A 22,945-nucleotide genomic window follows, 5' to 3' on the forward strand; every position below is an offset into this window, starting at 1 on the left:
AATATTGTCGCAAAATGTTAAAGATTACATTTTTCATATAACCTAAGCCATCTTTACTTGAAGATATAATAAAACGGCCTTAATCCAATTAAATTAGGACCAGGACCGTTTAATCGCGTTAATTGCTTTATATTTCAATAATATGCTCTTATTGAATCATTGAGCCGTCTCTTCATTTCATTGCGCACATGCTCAGGTTCAATGCATTGGCATTTATCCCCGAAGCTCATTAGGATTCCGTAACCATAATCATCTTCAATAAAATCAAAATAAGCATAGAATTGACCATTGCCGAGGGGAGTAATGTTCTCTTCTCCGCAATAATCCAACAACCTGTCTAGGATGGAATGATCTAGCTGCAATTTTATTTTTTGCATTTTCCTGGACATGGTATCTGTAAACTCTGAAAAAGCCGGAGGAATTTCACGCATAACAAAACGATCTTCCGTTCTCTCCAGTTCAGATATACGGGATAGCTTGAATACCCGGAATTGCTGCCGATTTAAACAATACCCCTGCACGTACCAATGATTTTCTTTCAATAACAGACGATGAGGTTCAAGGGTCCGCATGACCATGTCTCCTTTAGCGCTTTGATAGATAAAAGACAGTATGCTGCAATGCTCCAAGGCTGTTCGAATCACTTCAACTTTGGTCTGCAGATCATTGCTGCCCAGCCAAGCGGATAAGTCAAAAGAGATTTGGTTGGCTTTAAGCGTAATTTCATGCTGTTTATCCTCCGGGATAAAGCTTTTTACTTTGGCCAGAGTAGCAGTGGTTTCCTCACCGGATAATGTATTGGATATAAAGCCAAGCCCCATCAGTAGAGCGGTTATGTCCTTGACGGTAAAAAAACCTTTTTCTATCTTATACTCATTCATGATCCCAATGCCCCCTCCTACACCGGAGCTGGTCACAATCGGAATACCTGCTTGATTAATTGTTTCAATATCACGATAAATCGTTCTAAGTGAAACTTCGAATAGCTCGGCCAGCTCTTTCCCACCCATCTTCTCTCGTTGCAAGAGCAGCATAATGATAGCAATCATTCGTTCCAGCTTCATAATCATCCCCCTGAAATTTATATACTATGACTGACATAAAAGCTGTCAGCGATACATTGCTATACTAACTTTATCAAATATTAAGGAGGAACTATAATTGGATTACAAGAACGAATTTTACCACACATTGGACAAGACCAATGAAATTGCTCTAGCAACAGCGGTAGCAGGCGTACCCAATGTTAGGATTGTCAACTTCTGCTATGATGCCAGCAAGCCAGGAATCCTTTATTTTGCGACAGACAGGGAGAATCAGAAGGTGATTGAGTTTGTTCAAAATAACAATGTTGCCTTCACAACTGTCCCCTCTAACGGCTCTTCCGTGCCGCATGCGCGCTCCAATCATGCAGTTATACATAAGAGCCGGTACACCATAGATGAGATCAAGGACCTGTTTATCCAAAAAATTCCGGGATATGATGAGACGCTCTCAGCTATTGGCGACACATTGGATGTTTTTGAAATTCACATTAAGGACGTTTTTGTCATCGTGGATTATGAGACTGCCGGACCGGTTTCTTTTGAGGTATAACACTGCCGAAAATGCAGCATCCATAAGAATTGTAAGAAACACCAGAGGTAGAGCAGGCTACTGAAAAACACAGGGTATACGGACTAAAGATAAAACCTGCGTTATGGTTGGGCTGCCTCCTGAATCCATGGATGTTCCGATTTTTGATACGGTATACGCCATGAACTGATATCACGCTTCAGCACACCCCCCCCTCGGCTGCTCCACAAAAAAAAGGGGCTGTCCCTCGGCCACTTTCATGGCTTTTGAGACAACCCCTATCATTAATCATTATTGACTGATCGAACCTGTTGGATATAACGTCGTACCACCAATCGAAACTTTGATATTGCTGGATAATGGAACGTTCGTTTCATCAATCACGGTTCTCCACCAATCCCACGCAAGACCTGTACACTCTTTGGCGAAAATTTTGATGTTCTTGGCATTAGGAGGAAGTGGAATCTCTGTCGAGAAATGCGCTGTTTTATCTCGACCACTTCCTTCCCATGTTTTATGTGTAATGATTTCTTGTCCATTTGCATCAAATGTAAATTCATCCCAAGATACGTCAAACTGAGCTACGTATGCACCACTGTGATCAAGCGTTATTTTACCCTTAGTATATTCTGTCGTTTTAGTCTCTATATATTCCGTATTATTGTGAACAGCCGCAAGGGAATTGTCTTTCAAGAAGACACTAGTATATGAAATGGGATATGCTGGATTTTTACTGCTAAATTGTGCATTGTCCTTAATTACATTTTGGATGACACTAAAGTCTTTCGTGACGATTTGGTTATGTGTTTGTGCATCGCCGCCTAATACAACAGCTGTAAATGAACTTTCATCATAAATATTTTTGTACTGCCCACTACCACTAGCTTGTATGTTAGGATTATTGAGCAATGCTTTAAATGCAGTCTGTACATCACTGCTCTTCGAGGTTGTCTCCAATTTGACGTAAATAGTTCTGCCATAAGCTACGTTGGATACCATCAGTGGCGGAGCCTCATTACTTACCCCTTTACGGACTAATTCAGCAAACGTCACACTGCTATTAAAAAGGTCCGATGGATTGTTAGGGATAGCCGCACTTACGGTATAAAAGATTTGCTTATAAGCAGCCACCATCACTTTTTTCTCGCCGCTTGCTACTGCGTTAAAGTCGATTCCGAGCGTATTGTTAAGGTATTGTGCATTCACATTAAGTGCACTGGCAATTTGATTTTTGCTGTACACCATCGATTCTGCATACTGTAATCTTGCAGGCAACGTATGTGTGTCTGAATATTTGTCAACCCAAGTCGACACGAGCTGATCAACGGCACCAGAAACACTGCTGAAATTTGGATTTTGAACCGCAATTGTATTTTCACTCTTCAACCCAGGTAGATCAATACTAATATCTAATGGTTGTCTCGCGGCCATAACCAGACTAGGCTGATTATTCGCAAAATCCTCATTTGCAAGCTGTATTACACCTGGATACGTGCGATTCGTGATCGAATCAATAATGGAAATATCTACGGGTGAGGTTGCGAGTGATTTTTTATCCCGTTCAACCACGATAAATTTTCCATTTGACTGGGTACCTTCTTTGGGAACAAAACTACTAATTCGATCACCATTTATGGCCAAAACTTCATTACGACTATAATTTAGGCCTGCGATTCCAGCATCAATGTCATTAGGTACGTTTGCTTCAGCGAATGAAATACTAGAAAAAGTAAATAAGCTTAAACTTAATAATAAACTTCCTAACCATTTCGCCCCTTTAAAATGTTTTTGAGTTTTCATACATTTCTCCTCCTTCTTGCAAAACGATAGGACCTTCCTACTGTATATATCGGTTTTTTGTAGAAAATATGTTGTATTTGTCGGAATATCACTAGTCCTGAATTAAATTTCACTCATGTCGCGGCCTTCACACAACCAACGATACAAAAGTACCTCCGTCCTTTTGGTTGAATTTTTAACAGTACTTCAAAGGAAAATAGACATTATCCCATTAATTTATCAATATGATGATTTAATGACACCTAATCTATCGGCGTAATTGTCTAGCATCTACATTTCCGTAGAAAAGTAAGTTACAATAGATTCAAGAAAAGAAGAACGAGAAGAAATGGAATTTATAACTCATGAATAAAAAACTGTAGGGGTATAAGACAATGATCAATAAACTTCATGAACTCAATAAACAAAAAAAACCACTATCCGTCATTGTGTATGACCAATTGTATAAATTAATCATGGAAGGAATATTTCCTCCCGACAGCCAGCTTCCAACAGAACCCGAATTGGCCAAAAAATTAGGTGTAAGCAGAATGACATTGAGACATGCTTTGGCACTTTTAAAGGAAGATGGATTGGTTAAAAATATCCAGGGAAAAGGAAATTTCATTACCAAATTTCATCAGAATGAAAGTATGGATGGCTTGGAGAAATTGGGGAATCCTCTATATAAATGCTATACGGGAAACATAGATGATATCGAACTTATTTTCCGAATTGACCTAATAACGGACTATGCCATACAAGTATTAAATCGAGAAATGACTGCAGTTGTTGCGTTGGAACGCTGGTATAAAAGTAACGATAAGATCGTAGCTTTTGCTTTTACGATGATGCCAATCGAAGCCGTTTCTCAATTAAATCTTGACTTACAAAACGAAAAGCAAGTACTGGACATGTTGGAGGAGAAGGTATATGAACTAGCTAATTCCTCCACCATTGAAATTAAACGTTCTGATTCTGTCAATACTCCGTCATTAAAATACCAACTTTCCTACGGAGAGGAATGTGATTTAATTTTAGAAAGTGTATATATCAGCGATAAGTACCCTGTTGTTTATAACAAATACTATATACCCATACAATTTAGTCAAATTAGGATTAAAACATCTAAATAACCGAATGAAGGGCATGCGCTGCCCATCATCTTTTAAAGCAAGCCACAATGGAACGAAAACGTCAAATGGCAAGCCTTCAATAAACCGGAGGCTTGCCATTTTTTTAATTTTAGAAGCATTAGAATGAAGACGAGACTGACTCATTCGTAAGAAAACCAACTTTCAGGAAAACCCCTTTCTGTAATAAAAAAGACAAATTTTAAAAGGTTGTCAGTGAGATAAAGGTGTGGTAATATTCTCATTGTTAAATAATATACAAGTTGTTAGACAACTATACAATGTTGTATGATCGGAAAAGTTATCATGAATGACTATGAAATCGCAATCAAAGGGTAATTATTTTTGGGTTATTCATGGAAGCGCTACCTTATTCAACATCATTAGAAGCAAACAACAAAGGAGAAGAATATACCTATGTCTACTACAACTGCAGATGTGTGCATGAAGAAACCCCAGGAATATAATTTTAAGAAAGCAGTACCTATTACCTTGCTATTATTTCTACTATGCTTGATTATTGATAATTCGTTTAAGATTGTTTCTGTTGATATGGCAAAAGATTTTAACATTTCAGCGACAACAGTCAGCTGGCAAGCAACCCTAGCTGGCCTTGTGATTGGGATTGGGGCGGTTGTTTACGCAGCTTTGGCGGATTCCATTAGTTTCAGAAAACTTTTTACCGCTGGTATCATTTTAATATGTGTCGGTTCAGTCATGGGATATGTTTTCCAACATTCGTTTTTACTCGTTGTTATCTCACGATTGATCCAAACGGCAGGTTTAGCATCAGCTGAAACATTATATGTTATATTTGTAACCAAACATTTACCTGCAAATGAACAAAAGAAATTTTTGGGATTAAGTACAAGCAGTTTTGCTCTTTCACAGCTTATTGGTGCATTAACTGGAGGCTATATTTCTACGTATTTCCATTGGACAATGCTGTTTTTAGTTTCTTTAGTAACACTTCTCACCCTTCCATTTATTTTAAAATATCTTCCTAAGGAAGAAGCCAAAAACAGTCATGTTGATGTATTAGGATTATTTCTAGTGGGAACCATTTCAGCATCCCTACTACTGTATATTACCGATTTCAATTGGATGTACCTTCTCTTGTTTATTGTTGCAATTACATTATTCCTTACTTATATCAGTAAGAACTCCAAAGCGTTTATTGGAATATCATTCTTTAAAAATAAACAGTTTATCTCATTGCTTGGCGTTGCTTTTGTAATTTACTCTGTGCAGTTAGCATATATTTTCTTATTTCCATTCTTGCTTGAAAAGATTTATGGTCTGAAGCTAGATACCATTTCACTATTATTGATTCCAGGCTATATAGGAGCCACTCTAGTCGGGGCTCTTTCTGGAAAATTTGCGAAGTTCTTAGGAAGCAAGCAATGTATTACAATCGCGATGTCTTGTATAGTGGTAAGCTTATTATTAGGCGCATTCTTTATACAAACTTCGATTGTTGTATTCGTGATCTCCATGGTGTTATTCTCTAGCTCATTTGCATTCATGTATGCACCAATACTTGATTCTTGTATTCGTACGATTGAAAAAGAAAAAGCAGGTACAGCCGTCGGATTTTTCAATTTAACATTGAATGTCGCGATGTCAATCGGAATTGCCTATACAGCAGCTATGATGGACCATTCCGCCATGCGAAGAAGCTTCTTAGGAATTACGAGCAATTCGGATGCTTCGATGTTTAGTAATATCCTATTCATTCTCGTATTCATTACCCTTTTCAGTTTATCTCTGTACTGGGTATTAGTAGGACGAAAAACGACGAAATAAATTACGTTGTTAGTTCATAATTGGAACCCTAAAACCAAGAGTTTAGGGTTCTTTTTTAAATTAAAATCCCTGGATTAAGCTTCATCACTATGACACTCAATACGGCTGGACTAAATGCACTGCCCAAACAACTCGGCACGCATGGTACAGCAGTGAACAATACCGTTCGCCAAATTGCCGGGGCCATCGGTACTGCCGTCGTAATTACGATTTATACCTTGCAGGCATCAGGTCATGCGGCTACAGTGATGCAGAGCAATGCCTCTACTACTCCTGAGATCCTTAAATCCCTTGCATCCATTCTTGGGGCAAGTGACGCCTATTACTTTATGATGATTTTATCCATTGCTGCGTTTGTTATAACATTGTTTATGCCCACGAAAAACAAGATCACGATTGAAAAGAAAGCAAACCTAGTTAGCAAGGAATAACCGCATAAAGTGGAATGTCAAAAGGACAGCGATCAGCTGTCCTTTTACATTATTCATAGCTATTCTCAGCTAACCAGTTTACTCTTGTTTATATTTCTTTCATTATGCTGGTCAAAAGAATGACCCGCCATTCAAGGTAATCTCTAGCACCGTTACTTTGTTCAGAAAGAGGACACAGAGTTTAATCACTAACAGCATAATGCCTGCTATTACGAAGACATCAAATACAAACTTTAATTTCGGGTAAGCTAATTTCTTGCTTTCTTTAATCACCTTTTTGGTCAACTCCTCGTCACTCCTTAGTAACTCATCGATAGTTACCCCAAAAAGATCGCTTATTTTAATAATGATTTCAATGCTTGGGTAGTTTTGACCATTCTCCCATTTCGAAACCGACTTCCCCAAAGATCATAGCAGCAACTACCTTTCTGCAATTCCTAAGCCTATATTGGATTAATCGTATGCAGAAGTAAAGAACGCTTTAGTTGCAGCCCCGCAACCCCAAGTTGCGGTTAACACTAGGCTTACAGCTACTTGATGTTGACATCACTCAAGCTTGATTACTTTTCCCCTTTTTGCTTCTAATCGAATACAAGATGACTAATAAAATAAACCATAACGGAGTACACAATAAAGCCGGGCGTGTCTCTCCAGCGAACAGCATGATGATCAGTATCCCAGCGAACAAGGTTAAGACAATATAATTAATAGCCGGTGTGAACGGTGCTTTGAATTTAGATTTCGCCTGTAAGTCTGGCCGGGTTTTCTTATACTTAATATGGCAGATAAGAACAATGCCCCACACCCATATAAAACAAATGGCGCTAATCGTTGTCACGATTCCAAAAGCCTGCTCCGGAATAAGTTTACTCAAAAGAGCACCAACAGATATAACAATTGTAGAAATGAATAACGAGTTACCTGGTACATGGTTTTTATTCAGTTTGCCCAAACGAGGTGACGCCTGGTTATTTCTACTCAAATTATAGAGAATTCGGCTTGTCGAGAACATTCCACTGTTACAAGCGGAAGCGGCTGAAGTTAATACGACAAAATTAATAATCCCTGCGGCAATTGGAATCCCTACTAGAGTAAAGGTTTTTACAAAAGGACTCTCTGCCGGACTAAGCTCCGTCCAAGGGTTAATGCATAGCAGGACGAAAAGCGCGCCGACATAGAAAAATAGAATCCGTAAAGGAATTTTATTAATTGCCGACGGGATATTTTTTTCCGGATCCGCTGTTTCCGCTGCTGACACACCCACCAACTCCACACCGACATAAGCAAATACAACCATTTGAAAAGAAAATAAGAAGCCTGATATGCCGTTCGGAAAAAAGCCCCCATGCTCCCATAGATTCCGTATCGTCACCGATCCTGCATCCGTCTTAAACCCAATGATCAGCAAAATGACTCCAAGACCAATCAAGGCAAGAATCGTAATTACCTTAATTAAAGCAAACCAAAATTCGAGTTCCCCAAAGCTCTTTACAGTTAATAAATTAAGTCCTAATAACACGACTAGACAGGCGATGGCAGGGACCCACTGTGGGATATCAAACCAATATTGTACATATACGCCAACAGCGATGACATCAGCCATAGCCGTCATGATCCAGCAAAACCAATAGGTCCAACCGGTAATGAATGCGACTCGTGATCCAAGGTAGTCTTCAGCAATATCCGTAAACGATTGATAGCCCGCTTTAGATAATAGGAGCTCTCCCAGTGCTCTCATCACAAAAAACACAGCAATACCCACGATTAAATACGTGATCATGATGGATGGGCCTGCCTTCTCTATCGCCTTGCCTGATCCCAAGAATAATCCTGTACCGATGGTGCCGCCAATAGCAATAAGTTGAACATGCCGATTGGCTAGCTCTCTCTTTAATTCTGGTTGTGCCATACCTAGTTCCCCCTTGTGAGTACAATAAATTGGAATAAAAAAAGAGAGATTGGATGTCATCCAATCTCCCAGATCGTAAGAATATCAAATAATATTTGCCTACTGATGTCGATCAGCATGACAAATATATATTCAGTACTCTTCTGTCCTTTTGCCTGAGATTGTGAACCCTTCGGCGCCGCGGAATTTCCGCGGTCTCTCCAGAAGCTGCTCCAGCTAAAGTGTAATCCTTAGCCATCATAGCTCGTGAATTATGAAGTTGATAAAGCGGTAACGCAGTAAAGCTGTTCTGATATTCTAACATATTACTTGTGATGTGAGTGTTAATCAGTGATAAAAGTCTCAAGAATTTAAAGTTAGCCTCATGAACATACTACTTTTTGAAAAGCAAAAAACTAAAGGAGTATGCTGATGAAAGCCGCTGTAGTAAAGAAATTCAAAGAAAAGTTAGAGCTACAAGACGTACCTAAACCAAAACCCGGACACAAAGAAATCCTTGTCCATATTCAGGCGTGCGGAGTGTGTCATACTGATTTGCATGCTGCTCATGGCGATTGGCCCGTCAAACCGAAACTCCCTCTTATTCCCGGACATGAAGGCGTTGGGGTTATTGAAGAAATGGGTGAAGGAGTTACACACTTAAAAGTAGGTGACCGAGTAGGAATTCCATGGCTGTACTCAGCCTGCGGTCATTGTGAGTATTGTCTTACAGGAAGAGAGACTCTTTGTCTCGATCAGCAAAATTCTGGATATTCCGTAGATGGCGGATATGCAGAATATTGTGTGGCAGCTGCCGATTATGTAGTGAAGGTTCCTGATAATTTAAGCTTCATCGAAGCGGCACCTTTATTTTGCGCTGGCGTTACGACCTATAAAGCTTTGAAAGTATCGGGTGTAAAGCCAGGTGAGTGGGTAGCCATTTTCGGCATCGGAGGATTGGGTCATCTTGGCGTACAATATGCAAAAGTGATGGGAATGAACGTAGTGGCCATCGACACGTCGGATGAAAAGATGGAGCTTGCCAAACAGCTTGGTGCAGACAAAACCGTAAACGCATTAAAAGAAGATGCCGCAGACTGGATTCAAAAAGAAATCGGTGGAGTGCATGGTGTCGTTTGTACGGCGGTTGCGAAAAAAGCATTCGACCAAGCCTACCGGGCCATTCGCCGCGGCGGTACCTGCGTCATGGTTGGGCTGCCTCCTGAATCCATGGATGTTCCGATCTTTGATACGGTATTAAACGGTACAAAGGTAGTCGGATCAATTGTCGGCACTCGCAAAGATTTGCAAGAAACATTACAATTCGCTGCAGAAGGAAAAATAAAAACCATTATTGAGACACGTAAACTAGAAGATATTAATGAGATCTACGATCTTATGTTAGAAGGTAAAATCAATGGTCGAATCGTCCTTGATATGACGAAATGACCCGAAAGAAAACACGCCCGAAAAGTGCTGCTTTTCGGGCTTTTTTTATGACTAAAAATTCCCCTACTAGCAATACTTTTTTGCGCAATGTTTCTGTTGTGATCAATCAAGCTCTGCGCGGGAGACCGGTTTAGGTCACGTCCTCTTCTGCGGCTGCCACTTCCAGCCGTTCAATAACCTCTGAGCGGGCTTGATCCGTGAAGCGAAGCACTCCGTTCTCCTGAACGATCAGCCCTTCCCGAATCCGCCCATCCAGCCAGTCACTGATCCAGCCGGGCGCATACCCGCCTTGACCGAACTCGCCGCCAAAAGCGATTATCTTCTCATACACATCCAGATATTGTTGATGGCTCGTATTCGGATAAGAGCTTGTGTACAGCCAGAACTGCACATCGTACATCAAAGTAGAGAGCTCATCTGCATGAAAGGAAAAGTGTCCCTTCTCTTCAACGATTCGAGTACAGACATTACGAATCTTCTGCTCAAGCTGATCAACCTCGGACACACGATTACACAGCTCCGCAAGCAAAGGTGAGAACTTGCCTACGGCTACTTTTCGCAGATCCTTTTCTTTATCTTCTTGAGAAGTATCGTATTCCTCCTCACTCACCAGCCCGCGGATAAATGCCTCGAAGTCTTCAGCCAGGAACGTAATCTCATAATTGTCTTCCTGATCGACATGAACCACCTCGGGTTCGCCGTCCCTCCCGCAGTTCCGGTAATCCAGCATTACGACATCATGACCTGCCGAAGGGCAGTCACAAATTACCACGCCGATGTCAGGATACCCCCACTCCTCAATCATGAATGTGCTGCCAAGATCTCCGCAGAGCGAATAACTTTTCTCGCGCCCAATGCCCATAACGCCTGTAATCGCAATATGATCCTCAGCCCATGAGGTCGCGTCCTCCGTCGGGTAACAAGTATTGTAAGGAACTCCCCCATTATGCTCCTTCATCAGACGGATATAGGATGCAGGAAGCTTGTAACCGAGCTCTTCTTCTACAGAAGCAATCAGCTCATCCGCAGGCGGATCAGAGACATATTCTCTTAGTGCATAATCGCTATCGTCCCAAAAGTCGGAGAAATCCATCCCTTCAAAAGGAGTTGCTTCCGTCCTCGGATCATTATGCGAATCTTTAATTACCCGTCTGGCCGCGGCGTGTTGGTCTTTGCGTAGCTTGCGCTGGCTGAGGTTCAGTAACATGGCCGTATTCTCGTCGTCAGGATCGAGGTCATGGGCGATACCCAGCACTCTCACTGCTTCCTCATACCGATTCAGATAATAGTAGGAATACCCTACACGAAAATGCCACAACGGGTCATCCTGCCCCTGTTCTGCAATCATCGCAAACTGTTCAAGCGCCTCTTCATAACGTCCCAGATTGTTATACGCTCTTGCCAGACTGCTGGTCACCTCGTAATCTCTGTCCTCTGGAGGAATCTCCATCAGGGTGTCTACAATCTTCTGGTGTTCATCATCTTCATGCCACTGTGTCAGCTGCGCGAGTAGTTCTTTGTCCATGGTCTACCTCCCCAAGCGTATAATCAAGTTACTAAAGTATAGAGAAATATGGTTTTCCCTATTCTACCAGATGGGATGTAGGTATTGAAAATCAAAAATAGGGCATCCCCAAAATAAATTTATAAAACAAATACGCAAGTGAACACGCAAAAAAGAGGCGGTTATCCCCGTTTCCGGTTATACGCCTCTGAGTTAGGTCACGACCATGCTCTAGTCTTGTTATTTTCTTATCAATAAAGAATATTATGGAATATCAGAATAGTCAAACCTCTACCTTTGTCGAGATTTCCTCATAATAATTCTCTTAACACATTTTTAGCCAGCCTTATTTTTTCATCATTAGCAGTACGAAGCAAACCCACAATGTCTCGAATATCGCTCTCTGATGATGTGACCATGAAATCTTCATCCAAATATGCAAACAACTGAATTAAATTAACTTCAAGAGCTTCTGCAATCTTATGTAAATTCAATAAAGATACGTTTTTCTCACCGCGTTCAATTTGTCCTATGTATGAAAAATGAAATCCGCCTCTCTCACCGAGTGCTTCCTGGGACAAGCCGCGCTCTTTTCGAAGAGTACGAATACGTATTCCTACCAGCTTCAATATTTCCTTATCCATCTCAGTATTCACCTCTCCATGTCAAAAGTGTAGACAAGTTTCATCAAGGTAAACACCGGATAGCGAATATTATTATTTATTTTAATATTTATAAGTATTATACTAGTATAATACTTTTCCATTTCTATTCTAGGGGGATTGCCATGGAAAAAAGATTGCAAAATAAAATTGACGATTATTATCAACTTGCTCAATATCATATGAAGTTAGTCCATATCATGAGAAAACATAATCAGAATAAAGCTGCATTCTATCTTTGTCATTCGGCACTCATCTCCATGATTCGGGCGCTATATATTTATGAAAACAAGACGGAATTGGGATCAGGGATTGCTTTAATTGATCTTTTACTGCTTCTACATACGGATTATAATCCTGCGCTTGAGATTGTGGTGTTTATTGGCGAGTTGGACTACATCGTTAACGGAGAGGGGCAGGATTTAGAAGTTATAAAAACTGAGGCTAGCAATAGGGTGATAAATAGAGCAACAGAGGTTTTATGCGAGTTGTGTAGGAGAATGAGGGTTGATCCCTGTTCACTTTTCTGATCGAATCATCTGAGATCTAGTTAGAGTGATACGAATATAAAAATTTCAATAGAAAGAAATAAACAAAGAAGAACAGGAAGGGGAAAGCCTTATTCTGCTCGGATATCATAATGAGCGTGTCCAAAGCATTCCCCTACTTATGATACAGTTCACCATATCCCACTAAAGGCGAGTTCGTCTAAACACGGTAATCGATTAACTATGCAATGTATGCTAACATAATATTTATTACAAGCCACAAAATTTGAGGTGATCGGAATGTTAGAACGTTCCATGGAGAATGTAATGGAATCCGTGAAAGGAAGGAGTGATGTGTAAAGTAAAAATGAAAAAAGGATGATGACAATGAATAAATACCAAACTATAAATAGCGATGGATTTGAACTGAATTATAGTGTAAAAGGAACTGGGAAACCTATTTTGGTGATAGGCAGCAGTGTTTATTATCCTCAACTATTCTCAGAAGATTTATATGATACATTCCAGTTTATTTTCCTTGATCATAGAGGATTTGTGAAGCCGCCCCGAACTCTGCAATCTGAAGATTATAGATTGGACAAAGTATTAGATGATATAGAGACGGCAAGGCAGGATCTTAACTTAACAAATTTCATCTTATTAGGGCATTCAGGACATGCTTTCATGGCTTTGGAATATGCTAAAAAATATCCCTACCATGTCCAAAAAGTTGCCTTATTGAATTCAGCACCTACAAATAGCGAGGAAAGACAGCGTCAAAGTTTTGCATTTTTTAATGAGACAGCAAGTCCGGATAGAAAAAGACAGTTCGAGATGGATATTGCTTTGTTAGAAAGTGACATTCAGAAAGATCCTGAACGACGATTCGTTCACATGTGTATTCGGATGGGAGCCCAAAGCTTTTATGACTATACATTTAACGCAGCATACATGTGGGAAGTTATATATACGAATATGCCAATTATCGATCATCTGTGGGGAGAAGCATTCGCAGAATTGAATCTTATACAATCACTCGCTAACTTCAATAAACCAGTATTTATCGGTTTAGGCAGGTATGACTATTTGGTAGCGCCTGTTTCACTTTGGAATTCTGTTGATGAAACCTATAAGCACGTCAAAAAAGTGATCTTTGAGCATAGTGGTCACAATCCGATGTTTGAAGAACCTCAAACCTTTGACAAAGAGCTAAGCAAGTGGATTCTTGAGGGCAATTGACCAATTGAGGCTTTCCTTTGTATAACGAAAAACACTAAGTTAATTCTTAGTGTTTTTTTATTGAAGGCGCCCTACCGGACGCCCAATGATTTATACATATTTACCTATTTGTAACTGGATATTCGATATTTCATAACCTACTATTTTCTATTTTTTGAGATTGCTCAGGCTCCTCCACGTTGCTAAACCCTAAAGACAACGTGCACGGTCCTCGTCCTTACGAACCGACATGCCCAATCGCCATCACAAAGAGGAAGAGGAATATAGCCATTGATGTGTTAATTACTTCGAAAAGCATAAGGGGCTTAGACATTTTAGTCGGTGATTTTGGAAAAATACCAGCTAAGTCGATAATGTATACAATAAAGTATAAAACAGCGATGATTTGTGTCATGAATATGGCATGTGGATGTGATATCAACAAGAGATAGCACACGATAAACGACGTAATTGCAAGCAAGATAAGAAACAGATTAAACCCCCAAAATACACCTCCTTTTAATTTTGAGAAATCTCTATTCTCAATCGGCCCTCCCGGAACCAATATCGCCAATAATGTTACATTTAAAAACACTAGTAAACTTGCCATGATCATAATATCCTGCATCGTTATCTCTTCCTCTCATTTTTTAGTGTCTCAAGATTAACAGGAAGGAAAAAACATGTATTGTAAAAAATCAGCATCTATGATCAGGTGTTCATCACTTCTGACCATGCCATACATAACGAAGGGTTAATTCATGTGGAAGTTTCTCTAGCTCTTTGACGGTTTTGCCTGCAAATTTTTTGGATGTTTTGATGAGGTGAGACTGATCGTAGTAACGATGCTGCATATCCTTCCTCAATCCTTCATCCTCAACATGTTTTCTGAACTTCACAATATCTCCATAGGCCTTTGGGGTCAGTCCGATCTGTTTTTTGAAGAAACGCTCCAACGTACTTACTGAAATACTAAAAAATTTTGCCATACTTACAATGTTCAAGTTTTCATATTCTCGTTCTACATAAGTAAGCATTTTCTCTATGCGGCCAGTATCCTTCTTATTCAACACCATTTTATGCAGCAAATAATGATTGATTGCTGTGATATGTTGCTCCACATCTTTAAATCTCATCATCATTCGGTACAGTTCATCTAGATCAGGGTCCACATCGATGGCTTGTACAATTCGCTCTGCCAATTCGAGGCTGGGCACATCAAACAATTGTATAAACCCTAATGGAGTTAATGAAATCCCGATTTGATACAGCTGTTGTCCATATCGAACATATTTCGCGCTTTTCATTTGACCAATCACAACCGTATTGGGGATCACCATTTCCTGATCTTCTCCCACCAGTCTATAAGCAGACCCATAATTGAAAATGATATTGATATACCCCAGCGGCATAATAATATCTTCTCTATTGTCATCAGCGAGAAAGTCGAAGTCTACGACCCAAATATAGTCCACTATCTTATGTAAGGCATTTATAGGTTCAAAGATTCGAATCATCGTATGCATCTCCTTCTAAAAGACTGGTGAATTCTCTTTTGTCCACGTTTCCACTAATACCTTTAGCACCTTAAACATCAGGTTCCATCTGTGCTCACTTCGCTGTCGAGTCTTTCTTCCAATCGCCGTTGGCCCCGAACTTCTCAATTATATCCCCTATATTGATATGTCTCGATAAACCCCGCCATTTATTTTCTAGTTTATTATAGAAAAGAAGAGGGGCTGCGCATCCCCTCTTCCTACTAAAATCAATATGCCAATTCGCTTTAGGTTCAATTGTTCAACAAATATCGTGCATGACAAACCCCAATTCATGAAATCGCTTGCAAAATTAAATATTTAGAATATAATACTTGTATACAAGTATACTAGATTAATTAAGAGGTGAATTTATGACCGAATCAAATGGATTTCTATATCCCTCCAAATGGCTTTCAAAAGCCTCTGCTGGTGATCGTGTATCCTGCGAGCTTAGAATGCGTATTATTTCCGGCGAGATTGAAAGCGGCACCATATTATCGGAAAATAAATTAGCTGCAGATTTTGCTGTAAGTCGCTCACCGATCCGTGAAGCGTTAAAAATACTGGCATCCGAAAATATCATCCGTTTAGAAAGAATGGGTGCCGTTGTTATTGGTTTATCAGAAAAAGAAATAGAAGAGATTTATGATGTCCGTTTACTCATAGAATCGTTTGTATTTGAACGGATTGTAAAGATAGACACTAATGAATTAATAAAGGAACTTAGTAAAATACTAGAAATGATGAAGGTCGCAATCAAATATAGTGATGCTGATGAATTTTCATATCAAGATGTCTTGTTCCATGAAACGATTATTCGTGCAGTTAATCATTCATACATCCTGATGATCTGGAATAATTTAAAACCCGTTATGGAAAGCTTCATTCTTTTGTCGATGCGTAAGCGTTTCAAAGAAAAATATGAAGACTTTACACGGATTATAAAAAATCATGAGCTTTATATTGAAGCGATCCGAACAAAAGATAGAGACCTCATGAGTAAGTCCTTACATGACAATTTTGATGATGTTCAAGGAAAAGTAGAAGACCTATGGATATCGCAACAAATGCTCTCGAAAGGAGTAGTGCAGCAAAATGACTAACTTTATGTTAGGTATAGATATCGGAACTACAAGTACGAAAGCAGTTTTATTTAGTGAAAAAGGCGAAATCATCCAACAAGAAAATATGGGGTACCCGCTTTATACACCGGATATGTCGACAGCTGAACAAGACCCAGAAGAGATTTTCCAGGCAGTCCTACAAGCCATTTCGAATATAATGAAACATCATTCACACAAAAAGCTATCGTTTGTTTCATTTAGCAGTGCCATGCATAGTGTCATTGCAATGGATGAAAATGACCAGCCGCTGACGCCTTGTATCACTTGGGCAGATAACCGAAGTGAAGCATGGGCACATAAAATAAAAGATGAGTTGAATGGCCATGAAGTCTATAAACGCACGGGAACACCGATTCATCCCATGTCACCATTGACTAAAATAGCTTGGATTGTGAATGACCTTCCCGAAATCGCTTCCAAGGTTAAAATATATATAGGAATTAAAGAATATATTTTCAAAAAGTTCTTTGATCACTATGTTGTTGATCATTCCCTGGCTTCAGCCATGGGCATGATGAATCTCAAAACACTAGATTGGGATGAAGAAGCATTACAAATTGCTGGTATAACACCTGCTCAATTATCTGAACTCGTTCCAACAACCAAGATATTTACCAACTGTGATTCAGATTTGGCAAAACAGATGGGTATCGATCCACAAACATCATTTGTCATTGGTGCCAGCGACGGAGTCCTTTCTAATCTAGGTGTAAATGCGATAAGAAAAGGCGAAATTGCCATCACAATTGGGACAAGCGGTGCCATTCGAACCATTATTGACAAGCCGCAAACAGACGAAAAGGGAAGAATATTCTGTTATGCCTTAACGGAAAAGCACTGGGTCATCGGCGGGCCGGTAAACAATGGTGGGATGGTCCTTCGCTGGATCCGTGATGAACTTGCCTCATCAGAAGTAGAAACAGCAAAAAGACTAGGAATTGATCCATATGATGTATTAACTAAGATTGCTGAACGTGTAAGACCAGGATCAGATGGATTGTTATTCCATCCATACCTCGCTGGTGAACGTGCGCCATTATGGAATCCAGACGTACGTGGCTCATTCTTCGGTTTAACGATGTCACATAAGAAAGAACATATGATTCGCGCAGCCCTAGAAGGAGTCATTTACAATTTATACACCGTATTCTTAGCATTAACCGAATGCATGGACGGTCCTGTGACCCGAATTCAAGCTACCGGAGGCTTCGCAAGATCAGATGTTTGGCGACAAATGATGTCCGATATATTCGATTCTGAAGTAATCGTTCCAGAAAGCTACGAAAGTTCTTGTCTAGGTGCTTGTATTTTAGGCTTATATGCCACCGGAAAGATCGAATCATTTGAAGTCGTTTCTGAAATGGTTGGCAGTACCTACAAACACACACCAAACGAAGAAGCAACGAAAGAATATAGGAAATTACTGCCGATCTTCATCAACATATCTAGAGTATTAGAAGATGATTATAAACGGATTGCCAATTATCAAAGAAGCTTAATCAAACACTAACAAGATAAACAGCAGGGGGAAATTACAATGCCATTAGTTATTGTAGCAATTGGAATTTTAGCATTATTAGTTTTAATAATGGGCTTCAAATTAAACACCTTTGTTTCATTAATCATTGTATCGTTCGGTGTCGCTTTAGCACTTGGAATGCCCTTGAATGAAATTGTCAAAACCATTGAAGCCGGATTAGGCGGAACACTTGGTCACTTAGCGTTAATCTTTGGTCTTGGAGCGATGTTAGGCAAGTTGATCGCTGATTCAGGTGGTGCTCAAAGAATTGCCATGACTCTCGTTCATAAATTTGGTGAAAAAAATATTCAATGGGCAGTCGTAGTTGCTTCATTCATTATCGGTGTGGCGTTGTTTTTCGAAGTAGGATTAGTATTATTAATTCCAATTGTATTCGCCATTTCAAGACAATTGAAGGTTTCTATTCTTTATCTCGGTATTCCGATGGCTGCAGCTTTATCCGTAACACACGGGTTCTTACCTCCTCACCCTGGACCTACAGTAATTGCAGGTGAATATGGCGCGGACATTGGTGAGGTTTTACTTTACGGTTTCATTATTGCAATTCCAACAGTTATTTTGGCTGGACCTATATTTACTAAGCTTGCCAAAAAACTCGTACCTGCATCATTTACGAAAACGGGTAATATTGCCTCTTTAGGTGAACAAAAAGAATTTAAATTAGAAGATACACCTGGATTTGGTATCAGTGTATTTACTGCAATGCTTCCTGTTATTTTAATGTCTATTGCAACGATTATTACTTTACTTCAAAAAACAATCGGATTTGAAGATAATAATTTACTAGCCGCTATCCGTTTTATTGGTGATGCATCAACTTCCATGTTAATTTCCTTACTGGTTGCTGTCTATACCATGGGATTAGCAAGAAAAATTCCAATCAAAACTGTAATGCAATCTTGTACAACCGCTATTACTCATATTGGGATGATGCTCTTAATCATTGGGGGCGGCGGAGCCTTCAAACAAGTATTGATTAATGGCGGCGTGGGTGACTATGTAGCCGAACTATTCCAAGGAACTTCATTATCACCCATCTTGCTTGCCTGGATCATCGCTGCAATCTTACGTATTTCCTTAGGTTCTGCTACTGTCGCATCTTTAACAACTGCTGGTTTAGTTATTCCGATGTTAGGACAATCTGACGTTAATCTTGCTTTAGTCGTGCTTGCAACGGGAGCGGGTAGTTTAATAGCTTCCCATGTTAACGATGCTGGTTTCTGGATGTTTAAAGAGTATTTTGGTCTAAGCATGAAAGAAACATTTGCAACATGGACATTGCTTGAGACAATCGTTTCTGTAGCTGGATTAGGATTTATTCTATTACTAAGTTTATTCGTATAACAACAATATTTGTGGACAGTAACCCCCCACTTATTCTCTTAGAATCTTCGGAGTCAATAAGTGAGGGATTTTTCTACCTATTAATTAGAAGGAGCAGGAAAAAATGTTCAATACAATTGGTGTCATTGGGTTAGGGGTAATGGGCAGTAATATCGCTTTAAACATGGCTAGTAAAGGTGAGCAAGTGGCTGTCTATAATTATACGAGGGACTTAACAGATAATCTTGTTGGCACAACGGAAGGTCAATTAATCCATCCCTACTACAAAATTCAAGACTTTGTTCACTCCTTAGAAACGCCAAGAAAAATCTTCCTTATGGTCACGGCGGGCAAACCGATCGATTCGGTGATCAGTGCATTAGTACCTTTTCTTGAAGCAGGCGATGTGATCATGGACGGTGGTAACTCCCATTACGAAGATACTGAACGTAGATATGATGAATTGAAGTCTAAAGGAATCGGTTATTTAGGAATCGGTATTTCCGGAGGCGAAGTTGGAGCTTTAAAAGGACCTTCGATCATGCCTGGTGGAGATAAAGCCGTATATGAAAAAGTGGCTCCTATTCTAACAAAAATAGCAGCCCAAGTGGACGACGGCCCTTGCTGTGTTTATATTGGTCCAAAAGGTTCCGGTCACTTTGTGAAAATGGTCCATAACGGAATCGAGTATGCAGATATGCAATTAATTGCAGAAGCCTATACATTTTTAAGAACAAGGTTAGGTTTATCTGTTAACGAAATTGCTGTCATCTTTGAAACATGGAATCAAGGTGAACTGAACAGTTATTTAATCCAAATCACCGCAGAGATTTTACGGAAAAAGGATGAAATAACAGGCTTACCACTGATCGATGTGATTCTTGATAAAACAGGGCAAAAAGGTACAGGTAAATGGACGAGCATTCAAGCAATAGATACCGGGATCCCATCATCCATTATTACAGAGTCATTGTTTGCCCGTTATATCTCCTCTTTAAAAGAGGAACGGGTTTATGCAGACAATATCCTATCCGGCCCGGAGATAGATCAGCGGAGTTTAGATAAAGATTTGTGGATTGAGTACGTTAGACAAGCATTATATATGGGCAAAATTTGTGCCTACGCACAAGGATTCACACAATATAAAATGACTTCTGAACTTTACGGATGGGATTTACCTTTAAAGGATATTGCCCTTATTTTCCGTGGTGGATGTATCATTCGTGCAGAATTCTTAAACGTCATAAGCGAAACCTATCAAGCACAGCCAAATCTCGCTAATCTATTAATCGCCCCCTATTTTGCTGAAAAGGTTAAAGAATATCAAATAGGATTGCGAAAAGTTGCCTGTGAGGGCATTAATTCTGGTATTTCGTTTCCATGTTTAAGTGCTTCACTTACTTATTACGATAGTTACCGGACAGGCATTTCAAATGCTAACCTTTTGCAAGCACAACGGGATTATTTTGGAGCCCATACTTATGAACGAAGTGATTTAACAGGATTCTTTCACACAAACTGGCAGTGATCGATAGTGTTAGTAAAAGGTTCATTATTTCTTAATGATACCCGTACTATTTGTAACATTTACAATTTTCAACATAAAGCAAACACTCCGTTAACATTGCTGGGTTAAAGTAGAGTCAACAAGCAATTGAATATCTGATAGCAATGGGCTTAATTGCAGAGAATGCCCGTGAATCCCCTTCTCCATTCTTGATGGAACCTTAAGGGGAGTCACGGGCTTTGTTGCGTTTATTTCAGCTTAAAGGAGGCATAAGATGAGACGAATACCATGGCAACCCTATTTGTATTTATCCCCCGTGTTAGTGCTTTACGCGATATTTTTTGTTTTCCCGTTTTTTTTCTCCCTCTATATCAGCTTTATGGAGTGGGATCTGCTGCTGGATAAGAAACAGTTTGTCGGCTTGAGCAACTATAAAGAGGTGCTTGGTAAGCCGTTGTTCTGGAAGGTGATCGGCAATACGCTGCTGTACATGGCGTTAACGGTGCCGCTGTCGGCAGCGCTCGGATTGGTATACGCGCTGGCGATTGAGCGGGCGGGCAAGCTGAGGTCCTTGTACCGGGTACTATTTTTTGTTCCGGTGGTTGTCAGCGTCTCGGTGGCGGGTCTAGTATTCTCGCTCATGTTCTCGCCTCAGAACGGGTTGATCAACGAATGGCTTGGCCTATTCGGAATCGGTGAGAAGGCATGGCTTCAGGACACACAGCTGGCAATATACGCGCTGGCTATTGTAGGGGTTTGGATGTCCTTTGGCTACAACGTCATCTTGTACATTTCCGGCTTGAAGCAATTGGATAACGAGGTGAAGGAAGCGGCGGCGATTGATGGAGCTAGCGGCTGGCAGTCCTTCCGCCATATGACGTTCCCGATGCTTATGCCGGTACATATGTTCGTCTGGACGATCACACTACTTCATTCCTTGCAGGTGTTCGCCACAGTTCAAATTATGACGCTCGGGGGTCCCAACAATTCGACGAACGTCTGGGCTTTCTTCATATGGCAGGAGGCGTTCCAATTTTTTAATACGGGTACGGCCAGCGCGGCGGCGACGATCTTGTTTGTCATTGTGCTGGGATTGACCGTTATTCAGGTGCGCTGGATGCAGAAGCGCACACAATGGGTATAGGGGGGATTGGCAACTTGAAGTTACGAAATCATCTGTTGTTGAATGTATTTCTGCTGTTATCCGTACTGGTGGTGCTGGTGCCGTTCATCTGGATGCTAACGGTATCCTTGTCCCCAAGCTCCGATCCGTTCCGGCGCGTGGCGTTTCTCATTCCGACAAGTTTTAGTCTTGAGGGTTACCTGCAAGTGTTCCAGCAGGCGCCGTTAGCCCGCTGGTTTATGAACAGCGTGCTGTTGACGAGCGTATTGACGGCGGGTCAGTTGATGCTCGGCGTATTGGCCGCGTACGCCTTCGCCAGATACCGATTCAGAGGACGCGAAACCTTATTTTTCTTCGTCTTGTGTACGATGATGATTCCCCCGCAGGCTATTATGCTGCCGGTATATTTGGTCGTCAACTCATTTGATTGGGTCAATTCATATAAGGGGGTGATCATACCTCATATCGCAAGCGCGTACGCCATTTTTGTACTCCGCCAATTCTTTATGGCTATTCCACGAGAACTCGAGGAGGCTTCGAGAGTGGACGGCTGTCATTCCGTCCAAACCTTGTATCACATTTATTTAAGGGCCTCGGTGCCTACCTTGTTTGGTGTTGGACTCATTCAATTTGTTAACAACTGGAATGATTATTATTGGCCCTTTCTCATTTTGAACGATGAAATGAAAATGACGCTGCCGGTGGCTATCGTCCAATTCCGCAACGACAGCTATATCGAATGGGTGCCGACGATGGCGGCTGCCACTTTGTCTGTGCTGCCTGTTATCGGAATATACGTACTGGCGCAGCGCTACTTTACAGAAAGTTCATTGCAAAGCGGGATTAAATAAGAACTA

The 22,945-nt window shown here is 40.5% G+C and carries 20 protein-coding genes, 1 pseudogene and 1 riboswitch; of the genes and pseudogenes, 13 read left to right on the forward strand and 8 right to left on the reverse strand.

From position 1 onward, the window contains the following. Positions 1-134 precede the first annotated feature (134 nt). Positions 135-1,064, reverse strand: coding sequence for a helix-turn-helix transcriptional regulator (locus L1028_RS13895; RefSeq protein ID WP_234534759.1), 930 nt, complete (start codon positions 1,062-1,064; stop codon positions 135-137). Positions 1,065-1,161: 97 nt separating this feature from the next. Between L1028_RS13895 and L1028_RS13900 the strand changes: the two genes are divergently transcribed. Next, entirely contained in the window at positions 1,162-1,596 is a 435-nt protein-coding gene (locus tag L1028_RS13900; protein ID WP_234534761.1) for a pyridoxamine 5'-phosphate oxidase family protein, read from the forward strand. Between the two features lie 270 nt (positions 1,597-1,866). Here the strand turns inward: L1028_RS13900 and L1028_RS13905 are convergent, their stop codons facing one another. Next, on the reverse strand, positions 1,867-3,375 hold the full coding sequence (locus L1028_RS13905) for a thiol-activated cytolysin family protein (RefSeq protein WP_234534763.1): 1,509 nt from the start codon (positions 3,373-3,375) through the stop codon (positions 1,867-1,869). Positions 3,376-3,749: 374 nt separating this feature from the next. On the opposite strand from L1028_RS13905, the gene L1028_RS13910 reads away from it, so the two are divergent. From L1028_RS13910 to L1028_RS13920, 3 genes are all read left to right on the forward strand, one after another. Then, on the forward strand, positions 3,750-4,490 hold the full coding sequence (locus L1028_RS13910; RefSeq protein WP_234534765.1) for a GntR family transcriptional regulator: 741 nt from the start codon (positions 3,750-3,752) through the stop codon (positions 4,488-4,490). Between the two features lie 414 nt (positions 4,491-4,904). After that, positions 4,905-6,293: an MFS transporter gene (locus L1028_RS13915; protein ID WP_234534767.1), complete on the forward strand. Its 1,389-nt coding sequence runs from the start codon at positions 4,905-4,907 to the stop codon at positions 6,291-6,293. An 89-nt stretch (positions 6,294-6,382) separates the two neighbouring features. Further along, positions 6,383-6,724 (forward strand): MFS transporter, encoded by a 342-nt coding sequence (locus L1028_RS13920; RefSeq protein WP_234534769.1) that lies wholly within the window; start codon positions 6,383-6,385, stop codon positions 6,722-6,724. Between the two features lie 132 nt (positions 6,725-6,856). On the opposite strand, the pseudogene L1028_RS13925 reads toward L1028_RS13920, so the two are convergent. Next, a pseudogene (locus tag L1028_RS13925) lies at positions 6,857-7,123 on the reverse strand (helix-turn-helix domain-containing protein); the annotation flags it as partial. Between the two features lie 151 nt (positions 7,124-7,274). Beyond that, a complete protein-coding gene (locus L1028_RS13930; RefSeq protein ID WP_234534771.1) occupies positions 7,275-8,633 on the reverse strand; it encodes an amino acid permease in 1,359 nt (452 codons plus the stop codon). Between the two features lie 133 nt (positions 8,634-8,766). Continuing rightward, positions 8,767-8,847, reverse strand: a riboswitch (glycine riboswitch). Between the two features lie 197 nt (positions 8,848-9,044). Between L1028_RS13930 and adhP the strand changes: the two genes are divergently transcribed. After that, on the forward strand, positions 9,045-10,061 hold the full coding sequence (gene adhP / locus L1028_RS13935; protein ID WP_234534774.1) for an alcohol dehydrogenase AdhP: 1,017 nt from the start codon (positions 9,045-9,047) through the stop codon (positions 10,059-10,061). A gap of 130 nt (positions 10,062-10,191) precedes the next feature. On the opposite strand, the gene L1028_RS13940 is transcribed toward adhP, so the two are convergent. Together L1028_RS13940 and L1028_RS13945 are read right to left on the reverse strand one after the other, a co-directional pair. Next, complete coding sequence (locus L1028_RS13940) at positions 10,192-11,586, reverse strand: SMI1/KNR4 family protein (RefSeq protein ID WP_234534776.1); 1,395 nt, start codon at positions 11,584-11,586, stop codon at positions 10,192-10,194. Positions 11,587-11,876: 290 nt separating this feature from the next. Continuing rightward, positions 11,877-12,209, reverse strand: coding sequence for a helix-turn-helix domain-containing protein (locus tag L1028_RS13945; RefSeq protein ID WP_234534779.1), 333 nt, complete (start codon positions 12,207-12,209; stop codon positions 11,877-11,879). Between the two features lie 143 nt (positions 12,210-12,352). Between L1028_RS13945 and L1028_RS13950 the strand changes: the two genes are divergently transcribed. Together L1028_RS13950 and L1028_RS13955 are read left to right on the forward strand one after the other, a co-directional pair. Beyond that, a complete protein-coding gene (locus L1028_RS13950) occupies positions 12,353-12,757 on the forward strand; it encodes a hypothetical protein (RefSeq protein WP_234534781.1) in 405 nt (134 codons plus the stop codon). Between the two features lie 345 nt (positions 12,758-13,102). Further along, a complete protein-coding gene (locus tag L1028_RS13955; protein WP_234534910.1) occupies positions 13,103-13,954 on the forward strand; it encodes an alpha/beta fold hydrolase in 852 nt (283 codons plus the stop codon). Positions 13,955-14,171: 217 nt separating this feature from the next. On the opposite strand, the gene L1028_RS13960 is transcribed toward L1028_RS13955, so the two are convergent. Beyond that, on the reverse strand, positions 14,172-14,561 hold the full coding sequence (locus L1028_RS13960) for a DUF8051 family protein (protein WP_234534783.1): 390 nt from the start codon (positions 14,559-14,561) through the stop codon (positions 14,172-14,174). A gap of 94 nt (positions 14,562-14,655) precedes the next feature. Next, positions 14,656-15,450 (reverse strand): DUF6597 domain-containing transcriptional factor, encoded by a 795-nt coding sequence (locus tag L1028_RS13965; RefSeq protein WP_234534785.1) that lies wholly within the window; start codon positions 15,448-15,450, stop codon positions 14,656-14,658. 392 nt (positions 15,451-15,842) lie between these two features. On the opposite strand from L1028_RS13965, the gene L1028_RS13970 reads away from it, so the two are divergent. The 6 genes from L1028_RS13970 to L1028_RS13995 all read left to right on the forward strand — a co-directional run bounded on the left by L1028_RS13970 (position 15,843) and on the right by L1028_RS13995 (position 22,939). Continuing rightward, a complete protein-coding gene (locus tag L1028_RS13970; protein WP_234534787.1) occupies positions 15,843-16,574 on the forward strand; it encodes a GntR family transcriptional regulator in 732 nt (243 codons plus the stop codon). Further along, entirely contained in the window at positions 16,567-18,105 is a 1,539-nt protein-coding gene (gene gntK / locus L1028_RS13975) for a gluconokinase (RefSeq protein WP_234534789.1), read from the forward strand. Before L1028_RS13970 ends, gntK begins: the two co-directional genes overlap by 8 nt. Before the next feature lie 27 nt (positions 18,106-18,132). Beyond that, positions 18,133-19,479, forward strand: a complete 1,347-nt coding sequence (locus L1028_RS13980; RefSeq protein WP_234534791.1) for a GntP family permease — start codon at positions 18,133-18,135, stop codon at positions 19,477-19,479. A gap of 103 nt (positions 19,480-19,582) precedes the next feature. Next, complete coding sequence (gene gnd / locus L1028_RS13985) at positions 19,583-20,986, forward strand: decarboxylating NADP(+)-dependent phosphogluconate dehydrogenase (RefSeq protein WP_234534793.1); 1,404 nt, start codon at positions 19,583-19,585, stop codon at positions 20,984-20,986. A gap of 253 nt (positions 20,987-21,239) precedes the next feature. After that, on the forward strand, positions 21,240-22,109 hold the full coding sequence (locus tag L1028_RS13990) for a carbohydrate ABC transporter permease (RefSeq protein WP_234534795.1): 870 nt from the start codon (positions 21,240-21,242) through the stop codon (positions 22,107-22,109). A gap of 14 nt (positions 22,110-22,123) precedes the next feature. After that, the gene (locus tag L1028_RS13995) at positions 22,124-22,939 is read left to right on the forward strand and encodes a carbohydrate ABC transporter permease (RefSeq protein ID WP_234534797.1); all 816 of its coding nucleotides are present in this window, start codon (positions 22,124-22,126) and stop codon (positions 22,937-22,939) included. Positions 22,940-22,945: the final 6 nt, after the last annotated feature.

The sequence above is a fragment of the Paenibacillus pseudetheri genome (assembly GCF_924513355.1).
Taxonomy (GTDB): Bacteria; Bacillota; Bacilli; order Paenibacillales; family Paenibacillaceae; genus Paenibacillus_AQ; species Paenibacillus_AQ pseudetheri.